The organism is Plantactinospora sp. WMMB334 (genome assembly GCF_049179095.1).
Lineage (GTDB): Bacteria > Actinomycetota > Actinomycetes > Mycobacteriales > Micromonosporaceae > Plantactinospora.
Genome location: NZ_JBMHME010000002.1, coordinates 1,355,269 through 1,379,776 on the forward strand (window position 1 = coordinate 1,355,269; position 24,508 = coordinate 1,379,776).

A 24,508-nucleotide genomic window follows, 5' to 3' on the forward strand; every position below is an offset into this window, starting at 1 on the left:
TGGGCCGTGGCGCACGCCGGGCTCGACTTCGGACAGATCGTCGACGCGCTCTACAACTCCGGCAGCGGCTTCTACGGCACCCCGTTGGACGTCGCCGCCACCTACATCGTGCTCTTCACGATCTACGGGGCGGTACTCGACCTCTCCGGCGCCGGACGCCTCTTCGTCGACCTCTCGGTGGCGGCCTTCCGGCAGTCCCGCAGCGCCGCCGGCCGCACCGCCGTCGCCTCCGGGATCCTGCTCGGCACCGTCTCCGGCACCGCCACCGCCACCACGGTCAGCATCGGCGCGGTCACCTGGCCCATCCTGCGCCGGGCCGGCTACCCGGCCGAACACGCGGGCGGCTCGCCGCCGCCGGCGTCGGGGCGATCTTCCCCCGCCCACCCTGGGGGCGGCCGCCTTCATCATCGCCGAATACCTCGAGGTCTCCTACCTCACCGTGCTCGGCTGGGCGGTGATCCCGACCCTGCTCTACTACCTCGGCATCCTGCTCGCCGTCGAGATCGACGCCCGCCGGTTCGGGGTACGCCCGGTCGAGGTGGCCAGCAGCTCAGTCTGGCGGCTGCTCGACCACTTCTCCTCGCTGGTCGTCATCGTCGTGCTGCTCGCGCTCGGGATGAGCGCCACCCGGGCGGTCGTCTACGCCACCGGGCTGGCGGTGCTGCTCAGCTTCCTTGACCGGCGGGCCTGGCTCACCCCGCGGCGGCTCTTCACCGCCCTCTCCGCCGGGGTGCGCGGGGTGCTCCCGGTCGCCGCCGTCTGCGGTGCGGCCGGCATCATCACCGCCGCCACCACCACCAAGACCGGCCTCGGCGCGCAGTTCGCCTCGCTGCTGGTCCGGGGGCGCCGGGGCGATCACCGACAACCCGACCGTGGTGCTGGCGCTGACCGTGCTCCTCGCCGCGGTGGCGCTCGCGCTGCTCGGACTCGCCGTACCGGTCACCGCGTCGTTCATCATCGGCTGGGTGATCATCGGTCCGGCGCTGCTGGCGCTCGGCGTACCGGCCCCGGCGGCGGCGATGTTCGTCCTCTACTACTCGGTGCTCTCCGAGGTCACCCCGCCGACGGCACTGGCGGCGGTCGGCGCGGCGGCGATAACCGGCGGGCGGACCGTGCCGACCATGTGGCAGGCGCTCAAGTACGCCCTGCCGGCCTTCCTCGTCCCGGTCGCCTTCGTGCTCACCGGGCCGGGGGAGTACCTGCTCGGCCAGGGCTCCCCGGTGGAGGTGCTCTGGCGGGCCTGGTCGGCTGCCTCGGCGTCGCGGCGCTCGCCGTGGCGACCGGTGGCTGGGTGCTGGGCGTCGGACCGGCCGGGGGAGTCGAGCGGGTGCTCAGCGCCCTCGCCGGCCTGTTGCTGCTCTACCTGCACCCGGTGTCGATCGGGATCGGCGGCGGGCTGCTCACGATCGCCGTGCAGACGGCGCTGGTCCGCCGCCGCCGTACGCCCGGGGCAAGGCTCGGCCGCCGCCACCTTGGCCGACGGTGGCCCGGCCGACGGTGGCCCGGCGCCGGACCGGGGACGTCGAGTGGACGCCGCACTAGGAGAGGATGCGAGATGAAAGCCAAGACCGTGGACGGGATCAAGGAAGGCTCGATCGACGCGCTCTTCTGGTCGGGCGGACTGCCCACCCCGGGCATCACCGACCTGCTCACCACCACCCGGGACAAGCAGCTTCCTGGACGTCACACCGTTGCTCGCCGAGATGAAGAAAATCAACCAGGTGTACGAGGACGGCGTGATCCCGGCGGCGACGTACGGCACCCCGGCCGACGTCAGGACCATCGTGGTGCCGAATGTCCTCTGGGATCTGGACGCCAACCTGGTCTGTGTGCTGACCGGGGTACTCTCCGACCGGAAGGCGCAGTTGGAGCAGGTCAACGCGGCGGCCAGGGAGATCAGCCTGGACACCGCCCGGAAGACCGCACCGGTGCCGCTGCACCGCGGTGCCGCACAGGGCCCTCGACGACCTGGGCGCTGCCAAGTAACTTACCGACCTCCACCGCAGCGGCCGTCCCATCTGACAACAAAGATCCCAGGTTCCTAGGATGATTTACCCGTGGTGGTGTAGCTGGCGCATAGGGTGAAAGGTGGTCTCTTCTGGCCTGGCCGGCGGGAGCCGGAAGGCCACCCGGTCTGGCGTGGCGGCGCCGATCGGCCCCCCGAGTTGGCATCTGTTCGCGGCCTCGGCTAAAGTTCTCATCCGTCACCAGGGAACACCGGATGACAAGCGGACGTAGCGCAGTTGGTAGCGCATCACCTTGCCAAGGTGAGGGTCGCGGGTTCGAGTCCCGTCGTCCGCTCGGAGATGCCGCCACATGTCGGGGGCAACCTCGGTGGAGTGGCCGAGAGGCGAGGCAACGGCCTGCAAAGCCGTGTACACGGGTTCAAATCCCGTCTCCACCTCGGCGACAAGCGAGGGCGATTGGCGCAGTGGGAGCGCGCTTCCTTGACACGGAAGAGGTCACTGGTTCAAACCCAGTATCGCCCACCATCAATAAGTGCAGATGAAAGGCCCGCTATCGGATCTTGATAGCGGGCCTTTGTTGATCTCATGAGTTGCTGGTGAGTCATGACCTTGAAGATGACCCCCGATCGGGGGGCATCTGACCGGCCCGGCCGCAGTGGACGATCAGTTACAGAGGGGACGCTAAGCGTGGAACTTCCACGCGGACCCGGGGTCGGCCGGCCGCCCAGATCATCGACCGAAGATCCGAAGCGTGCCCCTAGCTGGCCTCCTACCGTGGCGTTACGGCGTGGTTACGCAGGAGTAGCCGCGCATTGCCAGACAAGGAGCAATGGTGCTGCACACCCCCTTTGCCGAACATCACGAGGCAGCGAGGCGCATCGACCAGCCACAGCATGTCGATCGGCACACGTACACGGCCACCGTCCCAACCATCGCCGCGTGCGGCGCGGCCGCGTTGGCGTTGATCTTCTTCGACCTCTTCGTCTCCGTGCAGTTCCCGCCCGAATTGCGAGGGCTGGCCCTGGTCGTCATCCTGACGTCAGCGGTCGTCAATGCCACCATGTGGATCGATCACCGCAACGAAGCGCGACACCAGGAGCTGCTGGCGACCCGCCGCCCCGGGGACTGCTGCGCGATCGCGTGGGTCGACGGCCGCGCCGGCAGACCGTTCCCCAGCATCGTCGCGCCATATCAGAGCCTGACCTGCGACTGATCCACCCGGAGGAGGTGGGGCGGGGAGGGACTCTCGTCTCGTCGCAGGGGGGTCAAAATCATCATCGAAGCCCCCCCCCCCGATCCATAGTTAGTTTTGCTACACGCTCTGTGACATCACCAGGGCGGAACGGCGGACCCCCGGGGGAGCGGGGAGCCGCCGTTTCTCGTTGGTCCGGTGTACCGTCCGAAGTGGCGGCCCGGGGTAGGGCCTGGGCCGCCGTCAGCCCAGCCCTACCTGGGAGCGTGCGCTATGCCCGACACGACCATTGGCCGACGCCTCGCCAACCTCCGCGATCGCCGCCGTATGAGTCAACGCCGCCTCGCCGAAACCGCTGGGGTCTCGGTCGATGTCATCCGCAAGTTGGAACAGGGCCAGCGACAGGCCGGCCGCCTGGATACCCTAGTCCGGCTCGCCAAGGCGCTCGACGTGCCCGCAGCCGAGCTGATCGGCAAGCCGCGTGGCCTTATCGTCGACGCGGAGAACGGCGAAGTGCTGGAGCTGCGCCGGGCACTGCTCGGCATCGGACTCAAGCCCTACACCGACGACCCGCCCACGACCGACGAGCTCCGAGTTCGGGTCGCCGACCTGTGGCGGCTCTACTGGACCGGCCGATACGGCCTCCTGGCCCGACACCTCCCCCCCGCACTGGCCGATGCCCGAGCCTCGCTGCGACAGACTCCCGGCCCCGCCGGTCACGCGGTGCTCGCCGAACTGCTCCAGATCTCGGCCGCGCTGCTGGCACACGTCGCGTACGAAGACCTTGCCCACGTCGCGCTGCTCCACGCGCTGGCCGAAGCTGAGCGGGCCGAATACCCGCTACTGCGGGCCGCGCAGCAGGCGACGCTAACGTGGTTGCTGTCCCGTCAAGGGCTCTGGGATGAAGCCGAGCACCTGGCGGTCACTGCGGCTGCCGAGGTGGAGCCGGCCATCTCCCGGGCAACACCGGACCAACTCGCGGTGTGGGGCGAGCTGATGCGTTACGGCGTCACGGCGGTAGCCCGGACAGGCCGGCGTAGCGAGGCTGAGGAGATGCTCGGCATGGTGACCGCCGCGGCGTCGGCGATGGCCGGCCGTCGGGCGACCCTGGCCGGGGTTCTGCCGTTCGGTGCGACCATCGCCGGCATGGCTGCGGTCGGTATCGCGGTCGCCACCGATGAACCACGCCGCGCGCTGGACTTGGCGGACCGGGTGGACGGGCTCCCGTCGGCACCGTTGGCGATTCAAGCTCGCTATCTGCTCAACGTGGCGTTCGCGCAGACGATGGACTGGCGGTCTCGCGAGGCGGTGGAGACGCTGCGCCGGGTGGACGGACTGGCGCCGGAGCTACTGCCACACCAGACCATCGCGCGAGCGATCGTCGATGAGTTGCTGCCCCGTCGCCGGCAGCAACGGCTACCGGGGTTGGTGGCCATCGCCAAGCGGGTTGGCGCCGAAGTGTAGGACGTCGCGTCCGACTAATGGTCGGGCCGTAGGGGCGGGGTGGGGCACGATGCCCTACCCCGCCTTCTACTCGTCTGCTTACGGTCCGTAACAGGGACGTCGGTCAAACGGGCGTCCCCGCCGGTCCCCCGCAGTAACCCGGGCCGGCTCCGCCCCAACAGTGAGCGGCGCCCCGCGACTGGTCTCCGGGGCGTCGTGGCGCACACAGGGAGGCGACCGCGCGAATGGGCGTACTGACGAGGTGGCTGGACCGCCGGCGAGCGGCCCAGCGGGAGCAGATCTGGTCGGCAGCGGCCGCCGACGAGGCGGAGCAGGCCGCGCGGGCGCAGCAGCTGGCGTCGATCGCGGGCCGGCTGCACCGGATCACGGCGGGGACGATCCTGTACCTGCGGGCCGGGGAGTGGCGCCGCTGTAGCCAGCCGTTGCCGGCGGACGCCTACCTGGACGTGCGGGTGACGTCGCTGGGCGACCAGGTGATGGTTGACCCGGCCCGACCGGCGGTGTGGTGGGTCGGGGTGGTCGGTCACCCGCCGGAGTGCGCGTGGGGCGGCGACGAGCATCCGCCGTGTCTGCGGTTGGAGGCGCACGTGGCCGGGATCGTCCGGTCGACCGCGCACGGGCGGTCGCTGTGGTGACGGCGCTGCGGGCCCTCACCGGATGGTGCCGGCGGCGGCCGCGGGTGCGGGAGTACTGGCGATGGTGCAGGGCGGATCCGTGGCGGCCGGGCCGGGGACCGGAGTGGTGACCGGCAGCTGGGTGGAGTGGCCGGCGCCGGCCGAGCGCAGCAGCGCCCGGCTGATCCTCGGCGCCCACACGACGCGTGCGTGCCCGAGCTGCGGGCCGGTTGACTGCCCGGCGCAGGCCTGGGCGCGTGGGGTCCACCTGCGGGAGCGTGCGATCGCCGTGCTGCTCGGGTCGGCCCTGCCCGCGGTGACGGCCGGGGATGTGCGGACGGCGTTGGGTCGGGTCCGGTGACGGCGCCGAAGTCCCGGCCGGGCCCGGCGGTGGTGATGGCGCACCGGCTCGTCACCGACCACGCCGACGGGCACGGCTGCCGGCAGTGCCAGATGCACCCGCGGTGGTGGTGCCCGACGGCGGAGTGGGCGTTGTGGGTGTGCGCCACCGGCGGCGGCCCGCCGGCGGGCGCGGACGGGCGGCGGCTGCTGACCGTGGTCGCCCGGCAGGTCCTGACCGCGCACTGGCCGTACGGCGTCGACGGCTGCCGGCCGTGCGGGCTGCCGGACTGCGCCCCGATGCAGGTGGCGGCGACGTGGCTCGAGGTGATCCGGGACGACTACGTGCCGCCGTCGGTCCTGGCCCAGCTACCGACCCGGCCGCCGACCGACGATGAGCTGCGCCGGATCACCGGCATGGACTGAGCAGGAGGAGATAGAGCATGGTGGTGCACCGCCTCCAGGTCGACAACCCCAAGCGGACCGTATGCGGCGACCGGGTCAGCCAGCTGTCGCCGATCACCGAGGACACCACGACGAACCCGGACCGGGTCACCTGCACCAGGTGCCGCCGCTAGGCGCCGTGCCAGATATGCGACACATTCTCGGCCTGCGATCCGGTGACCTGCCCGATGTCGGTTGATCGTCGTCGCCCGGCTGCGAGGCGACGGTGTCGGCTCAGCCGGGCAGTCGGTGACCCGGTTGACGGTAGGTGGCTACTGTCGGCGGCCGGTCCAATACCCCTGAGCTGAGATGGAGGAGTCCCCGTGCGACTCACCCGTGCTACCACTGCCCTGCTCACCGTCGTCGCCGTGACGCTGCTCGCGTGCGGATCGGGAGGTGGGGACACCCTCGGGCCGGGCGCCCAGGGCGGTGACAGCGCCCCGGCGAAGGGGGAGAAGAAGATCCTCCTGGAGGTGACCGGCGCGAAGAGCGCCGACATCACCTACGGCCTGGGCACCGATCAGTCGCAGGAGCAGGGCGCAAAGGTGCCGTGGAAGAAGGAACTCACGTCCAGCGAGGCTCTGCTGATCGTCACCTTGCTGGCCCAGAACAAGGGATCAGGCACGATCGGGTGCAAGATCACCATCGACGGCGAGGTGGTCAAGGAGAACACGTCGAAGGGTGAGTTCGCCGTCGTCACCTGCAACAACTGATCGGAATGCATCGACGCCGGGGCCGGTCTCTACATCGGAGACCGGGCCCCGGCGATTCGTCAGCTCTTCGCGGCGCGGAGCACCTCGTAGACGGTCGCGGTCGAGATGCCGAGCTCTGCCGCGATGTCCTCGACCGATCGCGTCTCTCGTTCGGCCGCCATGCGGTGGGCCCGTGCGCGTCGCCAGACGGCCATCTGCTCGCGGTGGTACTCGATCTGTTCGCGGGCGTGGCGGTCGGCGTCGGCGATGGGCAGGGTGGCCAGTTTTTCCGTCACGTTTTCAGGGTACCCCCTAGACGTAGTTATGGGGTACCCCCTAGAATGGGTTTATGAGCGACGGACAGAAGCGAACCGCAACGACCTACACCTGGACCAACGGTGCCCGGTTCTGCGCCGCCGACGTCCACCGCACCGAGCCTGTCTGCCCGGACTGCGAGCACAACGGGATCTGCGCCGACTGCGGCGAGCCGATCGCCCCGGGCCCGGCCTACCGGTACTGCGTCGAGAACGGCGAGTGCGTCCACGTCGGATGCTCCACCACCCGGGCGTCGGCCGGATGGGTCGACTACTACTGACAGCCCCCCACACGGAACGGGCCCGGCGCGACGACTCCACCGCCGGCCGGGCCCTTGATCGGGAGGAACCCCCGACCATGACCATCATCCACCTCCGCCGCCTCCGCTGGGCGGTCCGGACCACCCTGACTCTCGGCGTCGCCGCCTCGGTGGTGGCCAACGTCCTACACGCGCTGGACAACCCGGTCAGCCAGGCCATCGCCGCCTGGCCACCCCTCGCACTGCTGCTGACCGTCGAGCTCATCTCCCGGGTACCGGTGCACCGCCGGTCGCTGGCCGCGGTCCGGATCGCGGCCACGGCGGTCATCGCCGGCATCGCCGCCTGGGTGTCGTACTGGCACATGGTCGGCGTCGCCGCCCGCTACGGCGAGACCGGCGCCGCCCCGTACCTGATCCCGCTGTCCGTCGACGGGCTGATCGTGGTGGCCAGCATCTGCCTGGTCGAGCTCGGCGGCCGGATCGCCGTGTCCGCCGCGCCGGCCGCGGCCACCACCGTGGACACGGCCACCACGGTGGACACGCCGGCGGACAGCGGACCGGCGCCGGACAACGGACCGGACAGGCCGCGTGTCCGGGCCCGGCCACCGGTCGCGCCCGCCACCGCCGCCCGGATCGCCGCCGCGATGGCCACCACGCCCGACGCCGGCCGGGACGCGATCGCCGCCGCCGCCGGCGTGTCCGCCCGGACCGTCCGCCGCTACCTCGCCGGCCAGCAGATGGCCGCAGCCTGACCGGACACACGAACCGGGGCCCCGCCACCCCTCGTGAGGGTGACGGGGCCCGGGGAAGCTGCGGCACACCGGTCAGCAACCGGCCGACCCTACAGGCCGGCTGCGACGGTCAGCGGTAGTGCTGTCCGCTGTCCGGGGTCGGCTCGGTGGCCAGCCACGGCGCGAACCGGCGCAGCCACTCGTCGACGCCGGGCAGCGCCATCACGCGGGTGATCGCGCCGGCGACGACGACGGCCTGGGCGACCGCGGGCACCGCGTCGACGCCGGCGGTGACGGCGACGGTCGGCAGCAGCGACACCGCGCCGAGCACGGCCGCCACGCCGGTGCGTACGGTCGCCCGCCACGGGTGTCGGGTCTGGGTAGGAGCAGGGGTAGGGGTCTGCATCGGATCCTCCAGATGGGGGTCAGACCCGGGCCGATGGTGGCACCGGGTCGGCCGGGACCGGGTCGATCCCGGACTCACGCAGCTGGTAGCGGTAGCCGCCGGAGACGTCGCGCCAGTAGTCGCGGTCGAGCTCGGCCCGCTCGGCACGGGCGTCGGCCTTGTCCCGAGCCCGGGCCAGGTCGGCGACCGACTCCCGCTCCCGCGCCCGCGCACCGGTACGCAGGCTCCCGATCCCGGAGAAGAGCGCCTGCAGGAACGCGAGGCCGCCGCCGCCGAGGAGCGCGCCGACCACCGCGGTGACGACATCGGCGTTGGTCACCGCTACCTCCTCGTGCCCCGGCGGGCCTGCCGGGTCGCCTCCCGCCGGATCACACCGACGTCGCGCCACCGGGCGTAGACGAGCAGCCCGACAGCGCTGAGGACCAACGCGGCGACCACGCCGGCCGGGCGGGCGGTCGCGCCGAGCACGACGGCGTAGACACCGAACGCGGCCCAGATCAGCGGCAGACCGGCGTACTCACCCAGCCACCGGTCGGACACCGCCCCGCACGCGGCCAGGAGCCCACCCACACCGAGGAAACCCGCCCACAGGTAGACCAGGGCACCGGTCGCGGCCCGGACGCTCGGGGTGGGCCAGGCCACCGCGGCGATCCCGGCCGCGCACATCAGGGTGTAGCCGGTGACCCGGGACCAGCGCCGGGGCAGGCTCGCCACCGCCGGTCAGCCCTGCCCCGCCGGCGCCGTGCTCACTCCGGCACCGACCGGGCGATCCGGCGCAGCACCCGCTCCAACTGCTCGTCGGTGATGACGATCGAGCCGGGCGGGGTCGCGGCGAGCTCGGCCAGGCGCTGCTCGAGTTCCGCGAGCCGGTCCGGCACGCCGAGCAGCCTCATGATCGGGCTGTTCGGGCCGGGTTTCCCGTACGCCTTGCTCGGGTCGACCAGCAGGTCCCGCAGGTTCGACACGTCGCCGAGGACGTCCCCGATGTCCCGCCCGGCGTAGCCGGTGGTGGCCCGTAGCTTGTCGCTCTGCTCCATGTCGTCGTCCTCTCCGGCCAGCACGCCGGCAACGTTGCGCCGGAACTGGTCCATGTTGAAGGTCGGATCCGTCTTCCTGCCCGGCGTGTGCTCCTTGTGGCCAACCAGCCGGGACGCCGGCCAGCCGAGCCGGCGGCACCACGCCGCCCAGCCACGCACGTACGACCGGTACTGCGCTGCTGGCCACGGCTCGGACCGGTTGTCGTTGCAGGCCTCGGTGGAGAGCGCCTGCGAGTTCCCCCGGCCCTTGTACGGGCCGGCGGTGCCGGTCAGCGTCGAGTTGCAGCGGCCGGCGGAGACCACGTGCCATCGGCCCTGTCGGTCGACGACCGCGTTCGCGATTGGCCCCGGCAGGTCGGACCGGCCATCGCGGACCACTCGCACCTGCACGCTGTCGGCCTGCGATCGAGGTGCGGCGGTGGCGTGCACGACGCCGTACGTCGGCGACCAGGATCCGGGCCGGTCGTGGGTCTTCCAGCCGGAGTGCTCGACCACGGTGAGACCGGCCTTGCGGAGCTCGTCGGCGAGCCAGGTCAGCGCCATGTCACGCCACCCGATCCAGCCGCAGCCAACTACCGGCCCGGATCGTCGCCGCGCTCGCCTGGGACGAGTTCTGTGCCGCCATGAACTGAAGGTCACCGGCGGCCGTACTGACGACCAGCAGCCCTGTCGGGCGGATCGTCAGGGGGGCACTGCCGCCGGACGCTCCGATCGAGTTCGTCTGCGCGGCCGTCCGGCCCTCGATCTTGATCGGCCCCGTGTGGGTGGACGCGATATCCGTATGGAACCCCCACGACGCCCAGGTCAGGGTCGCTCCGGAGGGCACGTCGAAGCCGATGGACAGGTCCGCGTTGGACTCGGCGCTGTAGAAGATCACCGCGTCCATGATCCACACGGAGGAGGCGGGGACTGTGATCCGTAGATCCGGGTCGTCCTGGAGCGTGGTGGAGCTGACCGCCAGCGCGGTGTCGGCGGCTTTGTGCCGGCCGATGGTCGCCAAGCCGTTGAGCCGGGACGGGTACGCGACCGCGCCCGCCTGGATGGGTAGACCCATAACGCCTCCTCACATGGGTACGATCGCCGGGCGGGCGACCTGGACGGGGGTGCCGGACGGCCAGGCCCGCACGACGCCGTTGAGCCCGCGCTGGTCGATCGTGACGGTCTGCGGGCTGGTCGCCCCGGTGATGGCGGACACCCGCATCTCCTCGCCGCCGACGTGGATGTCCAGAGGCATGTCGGCCGGGTCGGTGGACCACGGCCCGTTGCGGTCGGTGGAGGCCAGCTGCAGCTGCATGCCGTCGTCGGCCAGGTCGGCGGCGAGGGTGGATCCGTCGGCGGGCGGCCGCTGCGGGCCGCCGGCGACCGCGACGTCCCACGGCCGGGCCGGTGACACGGTCGCGGTGACGGTGAAGTCCTTGTGCCCCAGCACCGTCTTCGCGCCCTCGATCAGGACGTCGATGGGCTGGCCTGCGACGTCGGCCGGCGGGTCGGTGGCGAGGATCCGGGACCCGACCCGGCAGCACAGCCACGCGTCGATCAGCTGCGGCCGGGCGGCCAGGTCGATCACGAGCGCCGGCCAGCGCAGCTGCCGGCGGCCGGTCAGGTGCAGCCGCCACCACGCGTGATCGGGCAGGGTGGTGGCGTCGTAGACGCTGACCTCGGCCCGGTCGTCGTAGACGAGGGCACCGGCGGCGACCTCGTCGGCCTCGGCGACGGCGTCGCCGCCGTCGGTGCGCGTGACGTGCCACCGGTTGCGGTAGCCCTGGTTGTGCGGGTCCGGCTCGGGCGGCTCGGACAGGTCACCGGCCATGCTCAGGGTCAGCGCCGGCGGCTGGTTGTAGCGTGCGGTGCGGGACTGGTAGGCGAGCCGGTGCGGCCGCTCGTAGAGGACACCGCCGTCGCTGGCCTCGACCTCGGCGAGCAGCGGCCGGGACGCCATCGGGGTCTGCGCACCCATCCGGACCTCGCCGGCCGGGTCACCGGCGAGCACGTGGATCCGGACACCGTCCTCGGCGGCGAGGCGGCGGGCCCGGTTCGTCGCCGCCTCCCGCACCCAGGAATGCACGGCGGCACCCTGCGGCTCACCCCACTGGTCGGCGTGGACACTGATCCGCATCGGCACGTCGGCGGTCGGGAACACGCTCAGGTGACCGACGACGATCGGGGACGTGCCGTCGGTGGTGCCGGTCGGGTTGGCGATCATGCGGGTCGGGCCGGCGAGGGTGCCGGCGATCGTCCCGGTGTCCGGGGTCCCGCTGTCGCCGTTGTCGTAGAACGCGGCCTCGATGTCGCCGCCGACCTGCCGCAGCGTGACCCGGTGGATGTCGTACGAGGTGGTGACACCGCCCGGCTTGTCGATCACGACGGTGCTGCCGCCGGCGGCCGGGAAGCCGACCAGCTGGTAGCCGGTCGGGAACTGGGTGACGACGAGCCGCCACGCGGCGATCGTGCTGCCCGGCGTCTGCCACTCCATCAGCACCAGGTCCCCGGACAGCGACGCCAGCTCGTGCTGGGAGGCGAACTGGACCGCGTACTCGCCGGCTGTGGTGCACGCGGCGGTCGCGGCGGCCGGCAGCTCCGCGACGAGGCGGGCGCCGGCGCTGAGGTCCGTCAGCCGGGTCACGCCGGCGACCGGCTGCTGCACCTGCGCCCACTGCACACCACCGGCGATCCCGATCGGTGGATGCCCCGGCAGCGCGGACGCGGTCAGCCCGGCGGCGACCGTCAGACCGCTGGCCGGGGCCTGGTCGAGCTCGCCGAGCAGCTCACACGGCCAGTACGCGACCGGGCCGGCGCCGAGGGTCGTGCGCCGGAACGGGCCGTGGACGGGCGGGGTGCCGGAGCCGGGCTTGTACCGGTAGAGGACACCACGGGCGGTGACCGTGACGGTCCGGTCCAGGCCCGACTTGTCCCAGGTGGGCGGCCACGCCGGCACGGTGCCGCCGAACATGTCGACGTCGACGACGACCCGCTCGTAGGAGAGGGTGAGCGGCGCGTTGCTGTTGCCTGGGTCGAGCAGGGACCGGACCCCGATCTGGCCGGGCCCCGTGAGGGTGGTGTCGGTGCCGGCGGCGAGCCAGCCGGTCGGCTCGTCGCCGGCGTCGGCGTCCCACGCCCGGCCGGCGATCAGGTCGCCGTCGATGACGAGCCGGATCCCGTACCGGGCGCCCGGGGTGTGCGTCACGTCCGGCACGTCGGCGAAGTCGACCACCGTGTAGCCGCCGACGCCGTCGACGACGGCCAGGTACAGGGTGACGGTGCCGATGTCGTCGATGACGAGCTCGGCCAGGTAGCCGGCGCCGGCGAGGTAGCGGGCGACCAGGCCGGGCACGATCGCCGCGTCCGTGGCGGCCGCCGGCACGGTCACGACCGTCGACACGTCGACGTCGAGCAGGGACACGGCCAGCAGCGACAGCCGTGGCGCGGCGTCCTCGGTCAACCGGTGCCGGCCGGCGCCGGGCTGGACCGAGTAGTCGTCTTCGGCGCCGCCGACGCGCGTCCACACCTGCCCCGACGGTGCGGTGCCCCAGCCGTCGACGACGGTGCGGGCGAACAGGTCCTCGCCGCGGCGCAGCCGCACCCGCAGCGGCGTGTCCGGGCCCAGCACCCCGTACCACTCGCCGTAGGGGTTGAACTCGCTGTAGCGGCCGCCGTTGGTGCGGTTGTCGAGGGTGAGGGTGCAGGTGGCGGGGTCGACCGCCTTGCCCCAGTCGCCGCGGCCCTCCTCGATCGTCACCGGGCTGTGCGTGACCCGCCAGTCGTCGGTTATCTCCACCCACCGGTAGGTGCCCGGGTCGGCGGCCGGCGCCGCCCCGGGCGCGATCTGGATCACGACCGGGAGCCGCCCGGCCGGGTACGCCGGCATCAGAACCCGTACTGCTCTTGCAGCCGGCGGAAGTAAGCCACCGCGTCACGGTCACCGCCGACGACGATCACCCGCAGCGTGCCGCCCGACCCGGCGCCCCGGCCCGCCGCCGGCGCGGCCGGTACCCGCGACAGCGGCGTCACCTGCGCGCCGGTCGGCATCGTCACCACCTCCGGCTCCCCACCGTCACCCACGATCACGGCGCCGCCGCGGGTCAGGGTGCCGCCTTGGGCGAGCATCGGCAGGGTCGGCATCGCGAAGCCACGGCCGCCGAACCCGGGAATCCACGCCGGTGCGGTGAACCGCAGCCGGCCCGGGCCCCGGTTCCAGAAGCGGGCGATCGCGTTGAACCCGACCCGGAACGGTGCGGAGAGGATCGTCGCGACGTTGACGAACGCCCGCTGGATCCGGCCGGGAATGGACGTGAACCAGGTCACGGCCCGGCTGCCGGCGCTGGTGATGCCGTTCCAGCCGCCGACGATCCACCGCCGCCACAGGGTGTCGACGAACCAGGTCCCGACCGCCGCCGCCGCCGCCTTGATCGCCCCCCAGCTGACCCGCCACGCCGTTTGGAACCACGTCGTCTTCACCGCGACCAGCACGATGACCGCGATGACGGCGAGGATCGCCGCGACGATCCACGTCAGCGGGAAGCCGTACCACGACGTGTTGTGCGCCCACTGGGCGGCCGTGGCGATCCCGGACGCGACCGCGCCGCGCAGCTTCGCCGTCCGCATCGCCGCCATGCTCGCCAGGGACCGTTTCGTCGCCACGTCGCCGGCGGTCGTCGCCGCCGTGGTCGCCACGGTCGCGGCCGCCGTGCCCCGCGACGCCGCCGTGTTCGCCGCCAGCGCCACCGTGTGCGCCCGCATCGCCGACGTCAGCGCCCACGTGCGGGCGATCTCCAACGCCTTGAGCGGTACGGAGACAACCGCGGCGACGTTGGCGCCGGTCTGCGCGGTCCGGGACAGCACGTAGCCGGCGGCGATCAGCGGCAACAGCTTCGCGATCGTGTCCAGGTGGCCGGCGGCGAACCGCACGACGGTGCCGGTCACCTCCAGGCCGGCGTTGAAACTGTCGGCCTGGCCGGCGACTACGGGCAGGATCTGCCCCACCCCGGTCAGGATGCTCCGCAGCGTCGTCAGCACCGTGGCGATCTGCTGCTGCCCCTGCGCGGACTCGGCCCACGCCCGCATCGCCGCCGCACCCCGGGTCAGCCCGTCGAGGGTGGCGTCGCCGTTGTCGCCGGCGCGGAAGATCGCGACCACCGTCATCACGGTGTCGCCGGCGACCTGGCCCAGCTGCCGCAGCACCGCCAGCGCCCGGCTGATCCACTCCGCCGCCCGCCCGGAGGACCGCATCGCGATCGACCAGCGTTCGAACCGTTGCGCGATGGTGGTGGAGCTCGACGCCAGACCGGGCAGGAAGGTCACGCTGACCGCCGCCCACTGCAGGAACCCGTTGACCAGCGGCCGGACCCCGGCGGCGAGCCGGTACGCCGCCCGGGCGGTGCTGTCGAGAATGGTGTCGACGTCGGCGACCGTCCGCCGGGTGCTCCCCAGCCCGGTCGCATCCCGTATCGCGAGGTTGAACGCCGCACCCATCCGACGCAGCCACACCGTCACACCCGGCAGATACAGGCCGGAGAGCAGCCGCAGATCCCCGGCCACCCCCTGAAACGTCCGCTGCTGCCCGGCCCGGGCCGCGCCCTCCCACGCCGGCTGCAACGCCCGCAGCGTCAGGATCACCGCCCGCGCGTTCGGGGCCAGCCTCGCCAGCGCCTGCGCGGCCGGGTCGACACCGCCGGACGCCGCCCCGGCGCTGGCCTGCCGGACGGCGTCCTGGGCGTCGGCGAGCCGCCGCGCCGCCTGCTCCACCTGCCGCTGCGCGTCGGCCTGCCGCTCCAGCGCCGCCCGCACCGCGTCGGAGCCGTCTACACCGTCACGGGCCGCCTGCTCCTGCTCCTGGCCGAGGTCCTCGACCCGGTCGCGCACATCGGCCAGCGTCTGCTCAGCCTGCCGGTAGGCCAGGTCCGCGTCCCGGATCTCCCGCTGGTTGCCGCCACGGCGGGCGGCGGCCAGGTCCCGCTCGGCGTCGGCGACCGCGTTGACCGCCCGCTCCTCGTCCAGCGCCGCGCCGGCCGCCGCCCGGGCCAGGTCGTCGAGCCGCTCCGCCTCCTCCGCCCGGGCCCGCGACACCGCCTCCTGCGCCGCGAGCGCCGCCCGCTGCGCGTCCGCCAGCGCCTGCGACGCGTCATGGACCTGCCGCTGCGCCGCGGCGACCCGCCGGGCGGTGTCGACCACCCGCCCGCCGCCACCGACCGCGGCCTGCCCGGTCGCCTTCCACGCCTCACCGAGGCCCATCGTCACCGCACCGGCGGCCGCCACCGTCGCCGCGGTCGCGGCGACCGCCCCGGGCAGCAGACCGACCGCGCCGACCGCGCCGAGGACCGACGAGCCGAGCGCGACCGCGTGCGCGGCCGCCGACGCCATCGCCCCACCCAACGCCGCCGTCGACGCCGCCGCCGCCACGTTGCTCGCCCGCACCTGGGCCGACGTGCGGGCGAGCAGGGCCGACACACCCCGGTCACGGCCGACGGTGTTGAAAACCAGCGACGTGTCCGACACCCCGTCACCCCCTCCCGGTCATCGGGCCCGCTGCGCCTCGGCCTGCAGCCGGTCGACCTCGGCGACTGCCTGCTCGAACTGCTCCACCGTCAACTCGTCCAGCTGCCACGGCATGATGTGCAGCAGATGCGCGATGCTCAGCCAGTAGCGGCGCTTGAGCTGGTCGTAGGTGCTTTTCCCGGCGCGTCGGGCGCGTCGACGAGCGCCGCCCGCAACTGCTGCTCCGCCAGCTGCCGTTCCAGATCGGAGAGCCCCTCGAACTTCGCCAGCTCGTCGAGCTCCCGCTCGATCTCATCGCGGGTCCGCAGCAGCTGCAGCTCGTCGTCGCAGTAGTCGACATCCTCGAACTTCAGCGTGTGGTGCTGCCGGCGCAGGAACGTCCACAGCAGAACCCGACGGGCGACCGCCGACCCCTGCACCACCTTGACCTTGAACTCCTCCCAGGTCATGCCGGTGCGCCGTTCGCACGCCTCCCGCTCCGCCGACTTCATCCGGCCCGGCACGTACTCCCACCGCTGCTCGTCGTCCTGCCCATCCGGCCGATACACCAAAAACATGTCAGCTCCTCCTGCCGATCCGCTCTGCTCGCCTGGCCAGGGCCCGTTCCGCGGCCGCCCGCAGCCGCGGCCGCAGCCGGCGCAGCGGGTCGTCGAACCATCCCGGTTCGCCGAGCTGATGCGTCCACACCGACGCCCGGAACACCGGATGCCGCCACCCGCGCCGGCTGTTGAGCCGCTTCGGCGCGTTCGCGAAGTTGCGGGGCATGCCGATACGGCGGACCCGGATCCGGGCACCCGACCACGACCCGGCCATCCGCACATCGGTGTGGACCTGAGCGGCGACGGCCTGCCGCAGCGGCTCACCGTCACGCTCCATACCGCCACCCGACGGCATCCCGAGCAGCTGCCCACGCACCGCCGCCACCCCCGGCCGCAGCGCCTCGTGCAGCTCCTCGGCGACCTCCCGCCGCCACTGCGCCCCGGTCGCCTCCGCATCCAACGCCCGGGCCACCCGGGCGAACGAACCGTGATCCGGCTCGACGACGACGACGTCCACGACCAGCCCCCGGTCAGGAGGTGGCGCGGGACACCACGCCGCTGGTCGGCCACGTGTACGACGCCTCGTTGACGTCGCCGACGGAGCCGGCGATCGGCGTCCAGTTCTTCACCAGCACGCTGCCGGAAAACGCCGGGTTGGAGGTGGACACGGAGCCGTTGGAGACGCGGGCCTCCCACGTCACGACCTGGCCGAGCAGCGCCCACATGTCCTCGTCGAGCTCACCCGAGCCGGTGTCGTTCTTCGCCGTCCAGGCCAGCTGCCCGGACGCGATCCCGCCGAGGACCTCCTTCCAGCCGTTGCTGGCGAAGGTCGTCACGTCCTTCTCCTCCACCTCCGCCGTGATCTCGATCTTGGATGCGTTGCCGGAGACGTCGACGGAGTTCAGCTCCAGGTAGGCGGCCTTGAGCACCATCAGAGTCATGGGGCCCTCCTTCGGGCACGGTGGACTGCCCCGGCACCGGACGGCCCCAGGGGAAAGCGAGCAGCAGGGGTGCGGGTCAGGCGACGCCGAACGCGACCAGGAACAGGAACGACGGGCTGGAGCCGGTGATCGTCCAGGTGGCCCGGTAGAAGGTGTCGGTGATCGGCCCGCCGACCCGGACCGCCAGCCCACCCACGGCCGTCGCCGCCGGGAACGTGATCCGGGTCGTCTCCGACCCGTCGAAGTCGTCGGTGTCGTCGGACTCGATCGCCACCGTCAGCGACGGCGTGCCGGTGCCGGCGACCGACAACACGTGCACCACCGCGATCAGCTCACCACCGGTCGGCACCGCCGGCAGCGGCACCGCGGTGCCGTCACCGGTCGCGGTCCGGGCCGTCCCCGGCGGATGCGCCACCACACCACGCGCCAGCGGCCACGTGTTCGACCACGACGCCGACCACGGCGCGACCTCACCCTGCTGGCCGAGCAGCTGATACTGGGTCTCCAGAGCCTTCGTCACCCAGGCCGGGGCACCGACGCCGGCACCACGCGGATACGCCGTCAGCTCCCCGGTCGCGGCGAGCATCTCCCACGCCACATCGTCGACCAGCTGCTCGTCACCGGCCTCCCAGAACCCGGCGCCGGAGATCTTCGCCGACTTGGTGCCGCCGAGGACCTCCTTCCAGACCAGGCCCGACGCCTCGTCGTAGGAACTCCACCGGGTGACGTTCTTCTCCTCGGCCTCACCGGCGACCTCCAACTTGTTCCCGACACCGGTCAGGTCGGCACCCCCGACGAACAGCCGAACGTTGCTCAGGATCTCCGCCACCGCTCACGCCTCCTCGCTGTCGGTGCCGACCACCCGGACCAGCCACTCGGCGCCGTAGAAGTAGTCCTCGCCGACCTTGTACAGCCGGTGGCCCTGCAGCCGGCGCACGTGCAGGTCGTGGCACGCCCCGTCGAGGGTCTGCGGCACGCCCGGGTCACCCTCCAACGCGTACTTGAGCGACTTGTCGCCCCGCCGGGCCATGTACGGCTTCAACGCGGCCTGACCGGACCTGTCGTTGCCGCGGCTGGTCAGCAGCCGGCAGACGACCTGGACGTCCATCAACCCGCCGTACGTCTGGTCGTAGTCGATCTCGAACTCGGCGACGTAGAAGTGGATCGGCGTCGCGGCGTCCGGCACGTACGGATCCGACCGCTTCACCTCCGGCAGCGCCGCAGCCAGGGCCGCCAGACGTTCGCTGACCAGCTGCAGATCCACTACCTGCCACCCTTGGGCTTCCCAGCGGGGCGGGCCGGCGCCGGGCCGGGCTCGTCGACGGCCGCTCGCGCAGTCACCTGCGCGCCGGCCGGCAGCGTCGCCACCTCCGGCTCCGCCACCTGGTCGGGCTCGTCGACGTCGACGGTGACCCGCCGCCGCCACTGGTCGACCTGCACCACCAGCCGGGCCACCGCCGCCGCGTCCCCGGCCCGCCGGTACCCGGCCAGCCGGGCCCGCAGCCGGGCCAGCGTCAGATGCGCGATCATCTCCTGCTCGACACGCCGCACCTCGGCGAGCCGGCCGGCCCCGGCATGCCCATCCCGCTGCCGGGCCAGGTCGGCGAGGATGCTCTCCGTCGTCCCCATGTCGGTACCCCTCTGCTCAGCTCACTGGAGGATGAAGTCGGTGATCATCGCCTCGACGTCCGGATCGGCGCGGGAGACCCGGGACACTCCCCAGTCGGCCGAGCCGATCACCCCCTGCGGGGAGTCCTTCCGCCGGTAGAGGCGGGTCGTCTGCAGCAGCGCCGCCCCGGTGATGTCGGCCGGCACGGCCGGCCAGCCGTGCGGCCCGGTGGTCCGCACCGCGAGGCGGCGGGACGGCCAGCAGCCGCGCAGCGCCGTGGTCGGCCAGCCCGGCCGCTCCGGCGGCTCCACGTCGAAGTCGGTGTGCGGCACCCAGTCGCCGCCACGCCGAAGTCGGAACTCGACCACCAGGCCGTCGGCGTCGGCGACGTCGTCGATGAGGAGCAGGTCGTCCTCACCCGGGTTGCGCAGGATCCGCACCCGCTGCTGCCGCACCGTCGGCTCCGGATCCCGCCAGAACACCCGGCCGCACGACGTCTCGATCCGCGCGCACCCGGTATCCAGGGACTGGACCAGCAGCGTGTCCGCCGCGGCCTCCTCGGCGGTCATGCCGAGCGCCGTCCCCGCCAGCGCCAAGGGCACGTACAGGGTGTGTTCCGGCCGCGCCACCGCTCACCCCCTCCCACCGCCGGGGGTGGCGGGCGCCGGCCCTGCTTCCCGACCAGGGCCGGCGCCGGTCCCCACCCCCGCGCTACTTGCCGTCGCCGGCGGGCGGCTTCCCGCCACCGTCGCCGCCGTCCCCGTCGGGCTTCCCCCCGCCGTCGCCACCGTCGCCGCCGCCGGGCGGCTTTCCACCGCCGTCGCCGCCGTCGCCGTCGGGCTTGTCCTTCGCCGATCGGCGGGCGGCCGGGGTGCTCTTCGCGCCCCGCGCCCCGCGCCGGCCCGACGCGGTCGCCTTGCCCGGCGTGACCCGCCGCGGCGGCTCGTCGGCGCCCTTGTCGTCGACGTAGACGGCATAGCCGCCGTCGACCAGCTGCTCCGCCTCGGCGTCGTCGACCCGGGCCTTCTCGCCCGGGCCGATCGACCGCTCAGCGGTCGCGTACTGGGTCCGCATCCGGATGATCCGCTGTCCCATGACCCGCTCCCGTCCCCGCTCAGGCCTGCGGGCCGACGCGGGCGCCGGACCGCAGGATGACCGCGGCGAACACGCCGCCGGTGGACGGGCTACCGGTCGCCGTGGCCAGGGACAGCCGCAGGTACCGCGCACGGCCCCGGTAGCCGACCCGCTTGACCACGTTGTCGTCCGCCGCGGCGAACGCCGGCTCGGTGCCGATCAGGTCGGCGTCCGCGACCGCCGTCCAGTCCGACGCGTTGTCGGACTCCTGCAGCTCGAACGTGTAGGTGGTGCCGTCGGTGATCGTGCCGGAGGTGACCACCGCGGTCGCCCCCGTGTAGCCGGCGAGGTCGACCGTGGTGCCGTTCGCGGCCGCGGTACGCGCCGCCGGCGACAGGGTGATCGCCGGGCTGATGTTGCTGGACAGATCCATCGTGGTTCCTTCCTGGCGAGAGCTCGCCGGGTGGGCGGGTTAGGCGACGACCTTGCCGCGGACGAACGCCTCCTCCAGGACGGGCATGCCGTCGGTTTCGAGGCGGCCGATGAACCCGACCTGGTTGGTCTCGGCGTACAGCTCGACGAGCCGCTGCACCTCCATGTCCAGCGCGTCGACGATCCAGTACTTTTTCCAGTCGCCCAGCGCGGCGACGTACTGCCCGTCGGTGTAGGTGTTCGGCGCGAACTCGCTCATCCCGAACGGGAGGTCCAGGATCGTGTCGGGCCGGTCGGTCTCCAGCCCCGGACGCCAGATGTACTGCCCCTCCAGGTCCTTGAGCTTGCGGATCCGCTTGACCGTGTCCCGGTGGAAGATCCACCGCGCCCGGGCCAGGTAGCCGGCCTTGAGGGTGTACTTCATGTCGATCAGCCCGTCGGCGTTGATGTCCTGCTCGTCGGAGCTGATGTCGCCGACCGTGACGTCCCGCCCGGTGGAGACCCCCATGCTGGACGCGGTGAACACACCCAGGGGCTTCTTGACCCCGTCACCGATCAGGAACGCCTTCTCCTGGGTGACGGCGAACTTGTAGGCGAGCCGGTCCCGGACGATGTCCTCGGCCCGGCCGGAGGTCAGCCGCAGCAGCTTCCGGGAGATCTTGACCCGCTTCGCCAGGGGCTGCGGGGTCAGCTCCCGCTTGCCGAACCGCAGGCTGTCGTCCTGGCTGCCGGTGCCGAGCTCGGTGGTCCAGTCGGCGTCGTTCAGGTCGGTGTCCAGGGTCGGCACACCCAGGGACGCCGCCTCGGTCAGCGTCTCCACGGTCGCCCACCGGCGGATGAACACCTCGTCGTCGAGCCGCTGGATCAGCTCGGTGACCCACTTCTGCGGCGCGACCAGGTAGCCGCCCTCCGGGTCAGAGCCGGCCTGCAGCGCCCGGGCCTGCTCCGGGTTCAGCGACCCCCGCCCGCCGATCAGGTACTGCCGGAACGCCGCCATCCGGGCGCCGTCCTCGCCCTTGCCCTTGTCCGGCCCGTTGTCGTCGCGCACCGGCTCGTCGGGGTCGGCGTCGATGCTGCGCTCCCGGGCACGCATCCGCTCCTCCCGGGCGATCGTGCCGTCGAAGCGGTCGACCTGCTCCATCAGCCGATCGAACTCGGCCGACTCCTCGCCGGTCAGCGCCCGGCCGCCGTCGGCCTGCGCGGTGTCCAGGATGCCGCGGGCCTTGGCAGCCAGGCCCGCGCGCTCCTGCTTTGCGGCGTTGATGTCCACGCCGGTCCTCCTCGTGTTGTGGTGGGGTGCCGCGGCCTGGCGGGCGCGGACGATCAGATGGTGATGCCGGCCAGCTGCAGCCGGCGGCGAACCAGGTCCAGGTCATGCCCGGCCGCCGCCGGCGGCGGCGCCGTACGGGCCGGCTCCGGGTCGGCCGGCGGGCCCGGCGGCGGGGTGGTGGCGGTGCGGTCGAGCAGCTGCCGCAGCGCGGCGATCGCGTCGGCGTCGAGCCGGCCGAGCAGATCCCGCACCGAGTCGAGCAGCTGCGCGTCCACCTCGAGGCCGCCGCCGGCACGGCCGGACTCGACGACCGCGCTGGCGTCCATCGGCAGCGGCACGGAGCTCAGCTCGTACAGCTCCCAGTCGACGGCGACACCACCACGCCAGTAGTCCTGCTTCTCCGGGTCCTCCCACTCGATCACCGAGAAACCGATCGACACGGCGTTGAGGAACCCGTCGCGGTACTTGCGCTCCACCGTGGCGGCGAACGCGTCGTCCCGGTCAAACCGGATGTCGAACATCAGCCGCTTCTTGCCGTCGACCTCGGTCCGCTCCGACCGGCCGATCGGCAGGCTGTCCCGACCCCAGTACCGGTGCCCGTAGCCGAAGATCGGATTCGCCTGGTAGCGCTCGAGTCGGGCGCCGTCCATCTTCAGCGCGATCCCGTCGCCCTTCTCACCCTCGGTCGCGCCGACGAACCGGAGCAGGTCGTCGCCGACGTCGGCGGCCCGGTCGACGAACGCGCGGGTAAAGGCGATCTGCCGGCTCACCGGTCCGCCTCCGGCCGCGCCTGCCGGTCCGCCGCCGGACCACCCTGCCGGCCCCTGCGGCGGCGCTCGTCGGCGGCCCGGCCACCACGCGGCACCGCCGGCCGCTCGTCGACGGGCCGCCGCTCCTCGCCTGCGGCCGGCTCGTCGCCGGCGTGGCGTTCCTCGGTCATCGGTGCTCCCCTCCGTTGCAGGTGCAGCCCGGATGCACCGGGCAGGCCCGCTCCGGATCCGGCGACTCGCCGGGCGCCAGCGCGGGACCCATGTTCAGCGGCATCCAGTACGTCTCGCCCACCCTGCCCGGCAGCGGGTTACGGTTCTCCAGCTCGGCCCAGTCGTCGCCGGAGAGCAGCCCCCACTGGCGGGCGACCGCGTACGCCTCATACCGGCTCTTGATGTCGCCCCGGGTCAGCGCGTCGACGATGTGCTCCACGAACAGCCGCGGCTTCTCCCGGCTGGTGAACAACCGCATGTTGATCATCTGCTCCCAGGTGACCAGCCACCCGCCGAGACAGTCGATCACGTACTCCAGGCCCTGGTGCTCGATGTTGTTGTTCGTCGACCGGTCCAGGTCACCGATCTTGTGTGGCGGGATCCGCAGCCACCGCGCCGCCTCCGACACCTGCAATTTCCTCGTCTCGAGGAACTGGGCGTCCTCCGGCGGGATCCCGATGTCCTGCCACTCCAGGCCCTCCTCGAGGATCGCGACCCGCTGCGCCCGGTCGAGGCCCCGGTGCATCTGCTCCCAGTCGGCCTGCAACCGCTTGTGCCCGTCCGGCGACAGTTTCTTGGGATGCTTGAGCACCCCGCCGGGCCGGGCGCCGTTGTTGAAAAACGCCGACCCGAACCGCTCCAGCGCCATCCCCAGCCCGAGGGACTGGCGGGCCATCGTGACCACGCTGTAGCCGCGCACCCCGTCGTAGCCGAGCCCACCGACCGGCAGCACCTCATCCGGGAACAGCCTGGTGTAGATGCCGTTGACGTCGTCGACGTACTGGTAGGTGACCTCGAGCCGGCCCGGCCGGGTCCGGCTCGGCCGGCTGATCTCCGGCCGGACCCGGTCCGGCCGCAGCGGCCACAACTCGACCACGTCGCCGCGGCCGTTGCGGACCACGTTCAGGTAGCCGGTGCCCCAGGTGATCGCATGCCCCTGCGCGGTACGGCGCACCGCGATCGGCGGCATGATCGGATTCGGCTCGTCATGCAACACCCGGTACACCGGATGCTCCCGAGCCCGCCGCTTGCCCCGCGGCTCCAGCCGCTCGTAGACCGGCAGCGGCAACTTCCCGATGTCCGTCGAGACAGCATTCACACCCGCGAAGAACGGGCCGTAGTGCAGCGCCGTCTCCTCCGACACCCACACCCCGGCCGCCGTCGACGCGCCGCCGGCGAACCACTCCTCCACCCACTTCTCCGGCGTCGCGATCCCCGAACTGGCCCCGCTCGAGGCACGCGCCGCCGGCGGCACCGTGCGGCCGATCAGCCCCACGACTACGCCACCTCGGCCAGCACCGGCCGGTCACCCGGGCCGGCGGGCGCCTGGTCGACCTCGACGGCGTTGCGGGCCGCCGCCGCCGCGCGGCCGCCGGCGATGCCCATCCACACCACCAGCGCCCCCACCACGGCGCACGCGACCCCGAACCCGACCGCCACCCAGAGCCCGACCAGCAGCATCACCACACCGACCGCGACGATCCACTCCCAGATGCCGAGCTCGGCGTCCAGCCGGCGCCACACCGCGGCGGCGGCCGCCGCCACCCGCTGCCGCCGCGTCGGCACCTGCTCGCCGTCGTCGGTCAGGTCGACCACCACGGTCGACCCCGGCGGTGCCGACACCGTGGTCACGTTCTGCTCGTCCGGGCCGGTCACGACCGCGTCAGGAGGCACCCTCAGCACCGCCACCGGATCACCTCCCGTTTCTCGT

At 72.6% G+C, this 24,508-nt stretch carries 33 protein-coding genes, 3 tRNA genes and 2 pseudogenes; 15 read left to right on the top strand and 23 right to left on the bottom strand.

The annotated features are described in order from the left end of the window. Window positions 1–108 precede the first annotated feature (108 nt). From ACN27G_RS05865 to ACN27G_RS05910, 10 genes and pseudogenes are all read left to right on the top strand, one after another. Window positions 109–285: pseudogene (locus tag ACN27G_RS05865) on the top strand (TRAP transporter large permease subunit); the annotation flags it as partial. A gap of 121 nt (window positions 286–406) precedes the next feature. Then, window positions 407–778 (top strand): annotated as a pseudogene (locus ACN27G_RS05870) (TRAP transporter large permease subunit); the annotation flags it as partial. 94 nt (window positions 779–872) lie between these two features. Continuing rightward, window positions 873–1,559, top strand: a complete 687-nt coding sequence (locus tag ACN27G_RS05875; protein WP_421491744.1) for a TRAP transporter large permease subunit — start codon at window positions 873–875, stop codon at window positions 1,557–1,559. A 144-nt stretch (window positions 1,560–1,703) separates the two neighbouring features. After that, on the top strand, window positions 1,704–2,045 hold the full coding sequence (locus ACN27G_RS05880; RefSeq protein ID WP_421491745.1) for a TAXI family TRAP transporter solute-binding subunit: 342 nt from the start codon (window positions 1,704–1,706) through the stop codon (window positions 2,043–2,045). A 183-nt stretch (window positions 2,046–2,228) separates the two neighbouring features. Then, window positions 2,229–2,301, top strand: a tRNA-Gly gene (locus ACN27G_RS05885). A gap of 32 nt (window positions 2,302–2,333) precedes the next feature. Continuing rightward, a tRNA-Cys gene (locus ACN27G_RS05890) sits at window positions 2,334–2,404 on the top strand. A gap of 13 nt (window positions 2,405–2,417) precedes the next feature. Next, window positions 2,418–2,492, top strand: a tRNA-Val gene (locus tag ACN27G_RS05895). 304 nt (window positions 2,493–2,796) lie between these two features. Continuing rightward, a complete protein-coding gene (locus ACN27G_RS05900) occupies window positions 2,797–3,180 on the top strand; it encodes a hypothetical protein (protein WP_421491746.1) in 384 nt (127 codons plus the stop codon). A 252-nt stretch (window positions 3,181–3,432) separates the two neighbouring features. After that, window positions 3,433–4,623 carry a helix-turn-helix domain-containing protein gene (locus ACN27G_RS05905; protein WP_421491747.1) on the top strand — a complete coding sequence of 397 codons (1,191 nt, stop codon included), beginning with the start codon at window positions 3,433–3,435 and terminating at the stop codon, window positions 4,621–4,623. Window positions 4,624–4,847: 224 nt separating this feature from the next. Further along, window positions 4,848–5,258 carry a hypothetical protein gene (locus ACN27G_RS05910; RefSeq protein WP_421491748.1) on the top strand — a complete coding sequence of 137 codons (411 nt, stop codon included), beginning with the start codon at window positions 4,848–4,850 and terminating at the stop codon, window positions 5,256–5,258. A gap of 15 nt (window positions 5,259–5,273) precedes the next feature. Here ACN27G_RS05910 and ACN27G_RS05915 read toward each other — a convergent pair whose 3' ends face one another. After that, on the bottom strand, window positions 5,274–5,438 hold the full coding sequence (locus tag ACN27G_RS05915) for a hypothetical protein (RefSeq protein ID WP_421491749.1): 165 nt from the start codon (window positions 5,436–5,438) through the stop codon (window positions 5,274–5,276). 156 nt (window positions 5,439–5,594) lie between these two features. Here ACN27G_RS05915 and ACN27G_RS05920 point away from each other — a divergent pair, with 156 nt between their 5' ends. From ACN27G_RS05920 to ACN27G_RS05930, 3 genes are all read left to right on the top strand, one after another. Next, the gene (locus ACN27G_RS05920) at window positions 5,595–6,002 is read left to right on the top strand and encodes a hypothetical protein (RefSeq protein ID WP_421491750.1); all 408 of its coding nucleotides are present in this window, start codon (window positions 5,595–5,597) and stop codon (window positions 6,000–6,002) included. A gap of 17 nt (window positions 6,003–6,019) precedes the next feature. Then, window positions 6,020–6,154, top strand: a complete 135-nt coding sequence (locus ACN27G_RS05925) for a hypothetical protein (protein ID WP_421491751.1) — start codon at window positions 6,020–6,022, stop codon at window positions 6,152–6,154. 189 nt (window positions 6,155–6,343) lie between these two features. Then, window positions 6,344–6,733, top strand: a complete 390-nt coding sequence (locus ACN27G_RS05930) for an MmpS family transport accessory protein (RefSeq protein ID WP_421491752.1) — start codon at window positions 6,344–6,346, stop codon at window positions 6,731–6,733. A gap of 59 nt (window positions 6,734–6,792) precedes the next feature. Here ACN27G_RS05930 and ACN27G_RS05935 read toward each other — a convergent pair whose 3' ends face one another. After that, a complete protein-coding gene (locus ACN27G_RS05935; RefSeq protein ID WP_421491753.1) occupies window positions 6,793–7,008 on the bottom strand; it encodes a helix-turn-helix domain-containing protein in 216 nt (71 codons plus the stop codon). 53 nt (window positions 7,009–7,061) lie between these two features. Here ACN27G_RS05935 and ACN27G_RS05940 point away from each other — a divergent pair, with 53 nt between their 5' ends. Together ACN27G_RS05940 and ACN27G_RS05945 are read left to right on the top strand one after the other, a co-directional pair. Then, complete coding sequence (locus ACN27G_RS05940) at window positions 7,062–7,307, top strand: hypothetical protein (protein WP_421491754.1); 246 nt, start codon at window positions 7,062–7,064, stop codon at window positions 7,305–7,307. 77 nt (window positions 7,308–7,384) lie between these two features. Then, window positions 7,385–8,038: a DUF2637 domain-containing protein gene (locus ACN27G_RS05945; protein ID WP_421491755.1), complete on the top strand. Its 654-nt coding sequence runs from the start codon at window positions 7,385–7,387 to the stop codon at window positions 8,036–8,038. Between the two features lie 109 nt (window positions 8,039–8,147). Here ACN27G_RS05945 and ACN27G_RS05950 read toward each other — a convergent pair whose 3' ends face one another. From ACN27G_RS05950 to ACN27G_RS06050, 21 genes are all read right to left on the bottom strand, one after another. Further along, complete coding sequence (locus ACN27G_RS05950) at window positions 8,148–8,423, bottom strand: hypothetical protein (RefSeq protein ID WP_421491756.1); 276 nt, start codon at window positions 8,421–8,423, stop codon at window positions 8,148–8,150. A 19-nt stretch (window positions 8,424–8,442) separates the two neighbouring features. After that, window positions 8,443–8,742 carry a hypothetical protein gene (locus ACN27G_RS05955; protein ID WP_421491757.1) on the bottom strand — a complete coding sequence of 100 codons (300 nt, stop codon included), beginning with the start codon at window positions 8,740–8,742 and terminating at the stop codon, window positions 8,443–8,445. 2 nt (window positions 8,743–8,744) lie between these two features. Then, window positions 8,745–9,137, bottom strand: coding sequence for a hypothetical protein (locus ACN27G_RS05960; RefSeq protein ID WP_421491758.1), 393 nt, complete (start codon window positions 9,135–9,137; stop codon window positions 8,745–8,747). A gap of 32 nt (window positions 9,138–9,169) precedes the next feature. Then, entirely contained in the window at window positions 9,170–10,003 is an 834-nt protein-coding gene (locus ACN27G_RS05965) for an N-acetylmuramoyl-L-alanine amidase (protein WP_421491759.1), read from the bottom strand. 1 nt (window position 10,004) lies between these two features. After that, on the bottom strand, window positions 10,005–10,514 hold the full coding sequence (locus ACN27G_RS05970) for a hypothetical protein (protein WP_421491760.1): 510 nt from the start codon (window positions 10,512–10,514) through the stop codon (window positions 10,005–10,007). 9 nt (window positions 10,515–10,523) lie between these two features. Then, window positions 10,524–13,325 carry a hypothetical protein gene (locus ACN27G_RS05975; RefSeq protein WP_421491761.1) on the bottom strand — a complete coding sequence of 934 codons (2,802 nt, stop codon included), beginning with the start codon at window positions 13,323–13,325 and terminating at the stop codon, window positions 10,524–10,526. Next, entirely contained in the window at window positions 13,325–15,952 is a 2,628-nt protein-coding gene (locus ACN27G_RS05980; RefSeq protein ID WP_421491762.1) for a hypothetical protein, read from the bottom strand. The genes ACN27G_RS05975 and ACN27G_RS05980 overlap by 1 nt, the downstream gene beginning before the upstream one ends. Before the next feature lie 137 nt (window positions 15,953–16,089). Beyond that, window positions 16,090–16,509 carry a hypothetical protein gene (locus ACN27G_RS05985; RefSeq protein ID WP_421491763.1) on the bottom strand — a complete coding sequence of 140 codons (420 nt, stop codon included), beginning with the start codon at window positions 16,507–16,509 and terminating at the stop codon, window positions 16,090–16,092. 1 nt (window position 16,510) lies between these two features. Then, window positions 16,511–17,008 (bottom strand): hypothetical protein, encoded by a 498-nt coding sequence (locus tag ACN27G_RS05990; protein WP_421491764.1) that lies wholly within the window; start codon window positions 17,006–17,008, stop codon window positions 16,511–16,513. Window positions 17,009–17,021: 13 nt separating this feature from the next. Then, window positions 17,022–17,432: a hypothetical protein gene (locus tag ACN27G_RS05995; protein ID WP_421491765.1), complete on the bottom strand. Its 411-nt coding sequence runs from the start codon at window positions 17,430–17,432 to the stop codon at window positions 17,022–17,024. A 76-nt stretch (window positions 17,433–17,508) separates the two neighbouring features. Then, window positions 17,509–18,261, bottom strand: coding sequence for a hypothetical protein (locus ACN27G_RS06000; RefSeq protein ID WP_421491766.1), 753 nt, complete (start codon window positions 18,259–18,261; stop codon window positions 17,509–17,511). A gap of 3 nt (window positions 18,262–18,264) precedes the next feature. After that, a complete protein-coding gene (locus tag ACN27G_RS06005) occupies window positions 18,265–18,696 on the bottom strand; it encodes a hypothetical protein (RefSeq protein WP_421491767.1) in 432 nt (143 codons plus the stop codon). After that, window positions 18,696–19,061 (bottom strand): hypothetical protein, encoded by a 366-nt coding sequence (locus tag ACN27G_RS06010; RefSeq protein ID WP_421491768.1) that lies wholly within the window; start codon window positions 19,059–19,061, stop codon window positions 18,696–18,698. Before ACN27G_RS06010 ends, ACN27G_RS06005 begins: the two co-directional genes overlap by 1 nt. A gap of 21 nt (window positions 19,062–19,082) precedes the next feature. Next, window positions 19,083–19,670 carry a phage gp6-like head-tail connector protein gene (locus ACN27G_RS06015; protein WP_421491769.1) on the bottom strand — a complete coding sequence of 196 codons (588 nt, stop codon included), beginning with the start codon at window positions 19,668–19,670 and terminating at the stop codon, window positions 19,083–19,085. 82 nt (window positions 19,671–19,752) lie between these two features. Further along, on the bottom strand, window positions 19,753–20,136 hold the full coding sequence (locus ACN27G_RS06020; RefSeq protein ID WP_421491770.1) for a hypothetical protein: 384 nt from the start codon (window positions 20,134–20,136) through the stop codon (window positions 19,753–19,755). Between the two features lie 19 nt (window positions 20,137–20,155). After that, window positions 20,156–20,548 (bottom strand): hypothetical protein, encoded by a 393-nt coding sequence (locus ACN27G_RS06025; protein WP_421491771.1) that lies wholly within the window; start codon window positions 20,546–20,548, stop codon window positions 20,156–20,158. Window positions 20,549–20,587: 39 nt separating this feature from the next. Continuing rightward, window positions 20,588–21,817: a phage major capsid protein gene (locus tag ACN27G_RS06030; protein WP_421491772.1), complete on the bottom strand. Its 1,230-nt coding sequence runs from the start codon at window positions 21,815–21,817 to the stop codon at window positions 20,588–20,590. Window positions 21,818–21,870: 53 nt separating this feature from the next. Then, complete coding sequence (locus ACN27G_RS06035) at window positions 21,871–22,587, bottom strand: HK97 family phage prohead protease (protein WP_421491773.1); 717 nt, start codon at window positions 22,585–22,587, stop codon at window positions 21,871–21,873. After that, window positions 22,584–22,757 (bottom strand): hypothetical protein, encoded by a 174-nt coding sequence (locus ACN27G_RS06040; protein WP_421491774.1) that lies wholly within the window; start codon window positions 22,755–22,757, stop codon window positions 22,584–22,586. Before ACN27G_RS06040 ends, ACN27G_RS06035 begins: the two co-directional genes overlap by 4 nt. Further along, entirely contained in the window at window positions 22,754–24,073 is a 1,320-nt protein-coding gene (locus tag ACN27G_RS06045; RefSeq protein ID WP_421491775.1) for a phage portal protein, read from the bottom strand. The genes ACN27G_RS06040 and ACN27G_RS06045 overlap by 4 nt, the downstream gene beginning before the upstream one ends. Window positions 24,074–24,075: 2 nt before the next feature. Beyond that, on the bottom strand, window positions 24,076–24,486 hold the full coding sequence (locus ACN27G_RS06050) for a hypothetical protein (RefSeq protein ID WP_421491776.1): 411 nt from the start codon (window positions 24,484–24,486) through the stop codon (window positions 24,076–24,078). Window positions 24,487–24,508 lie beyond the last annotated feature (22 nt).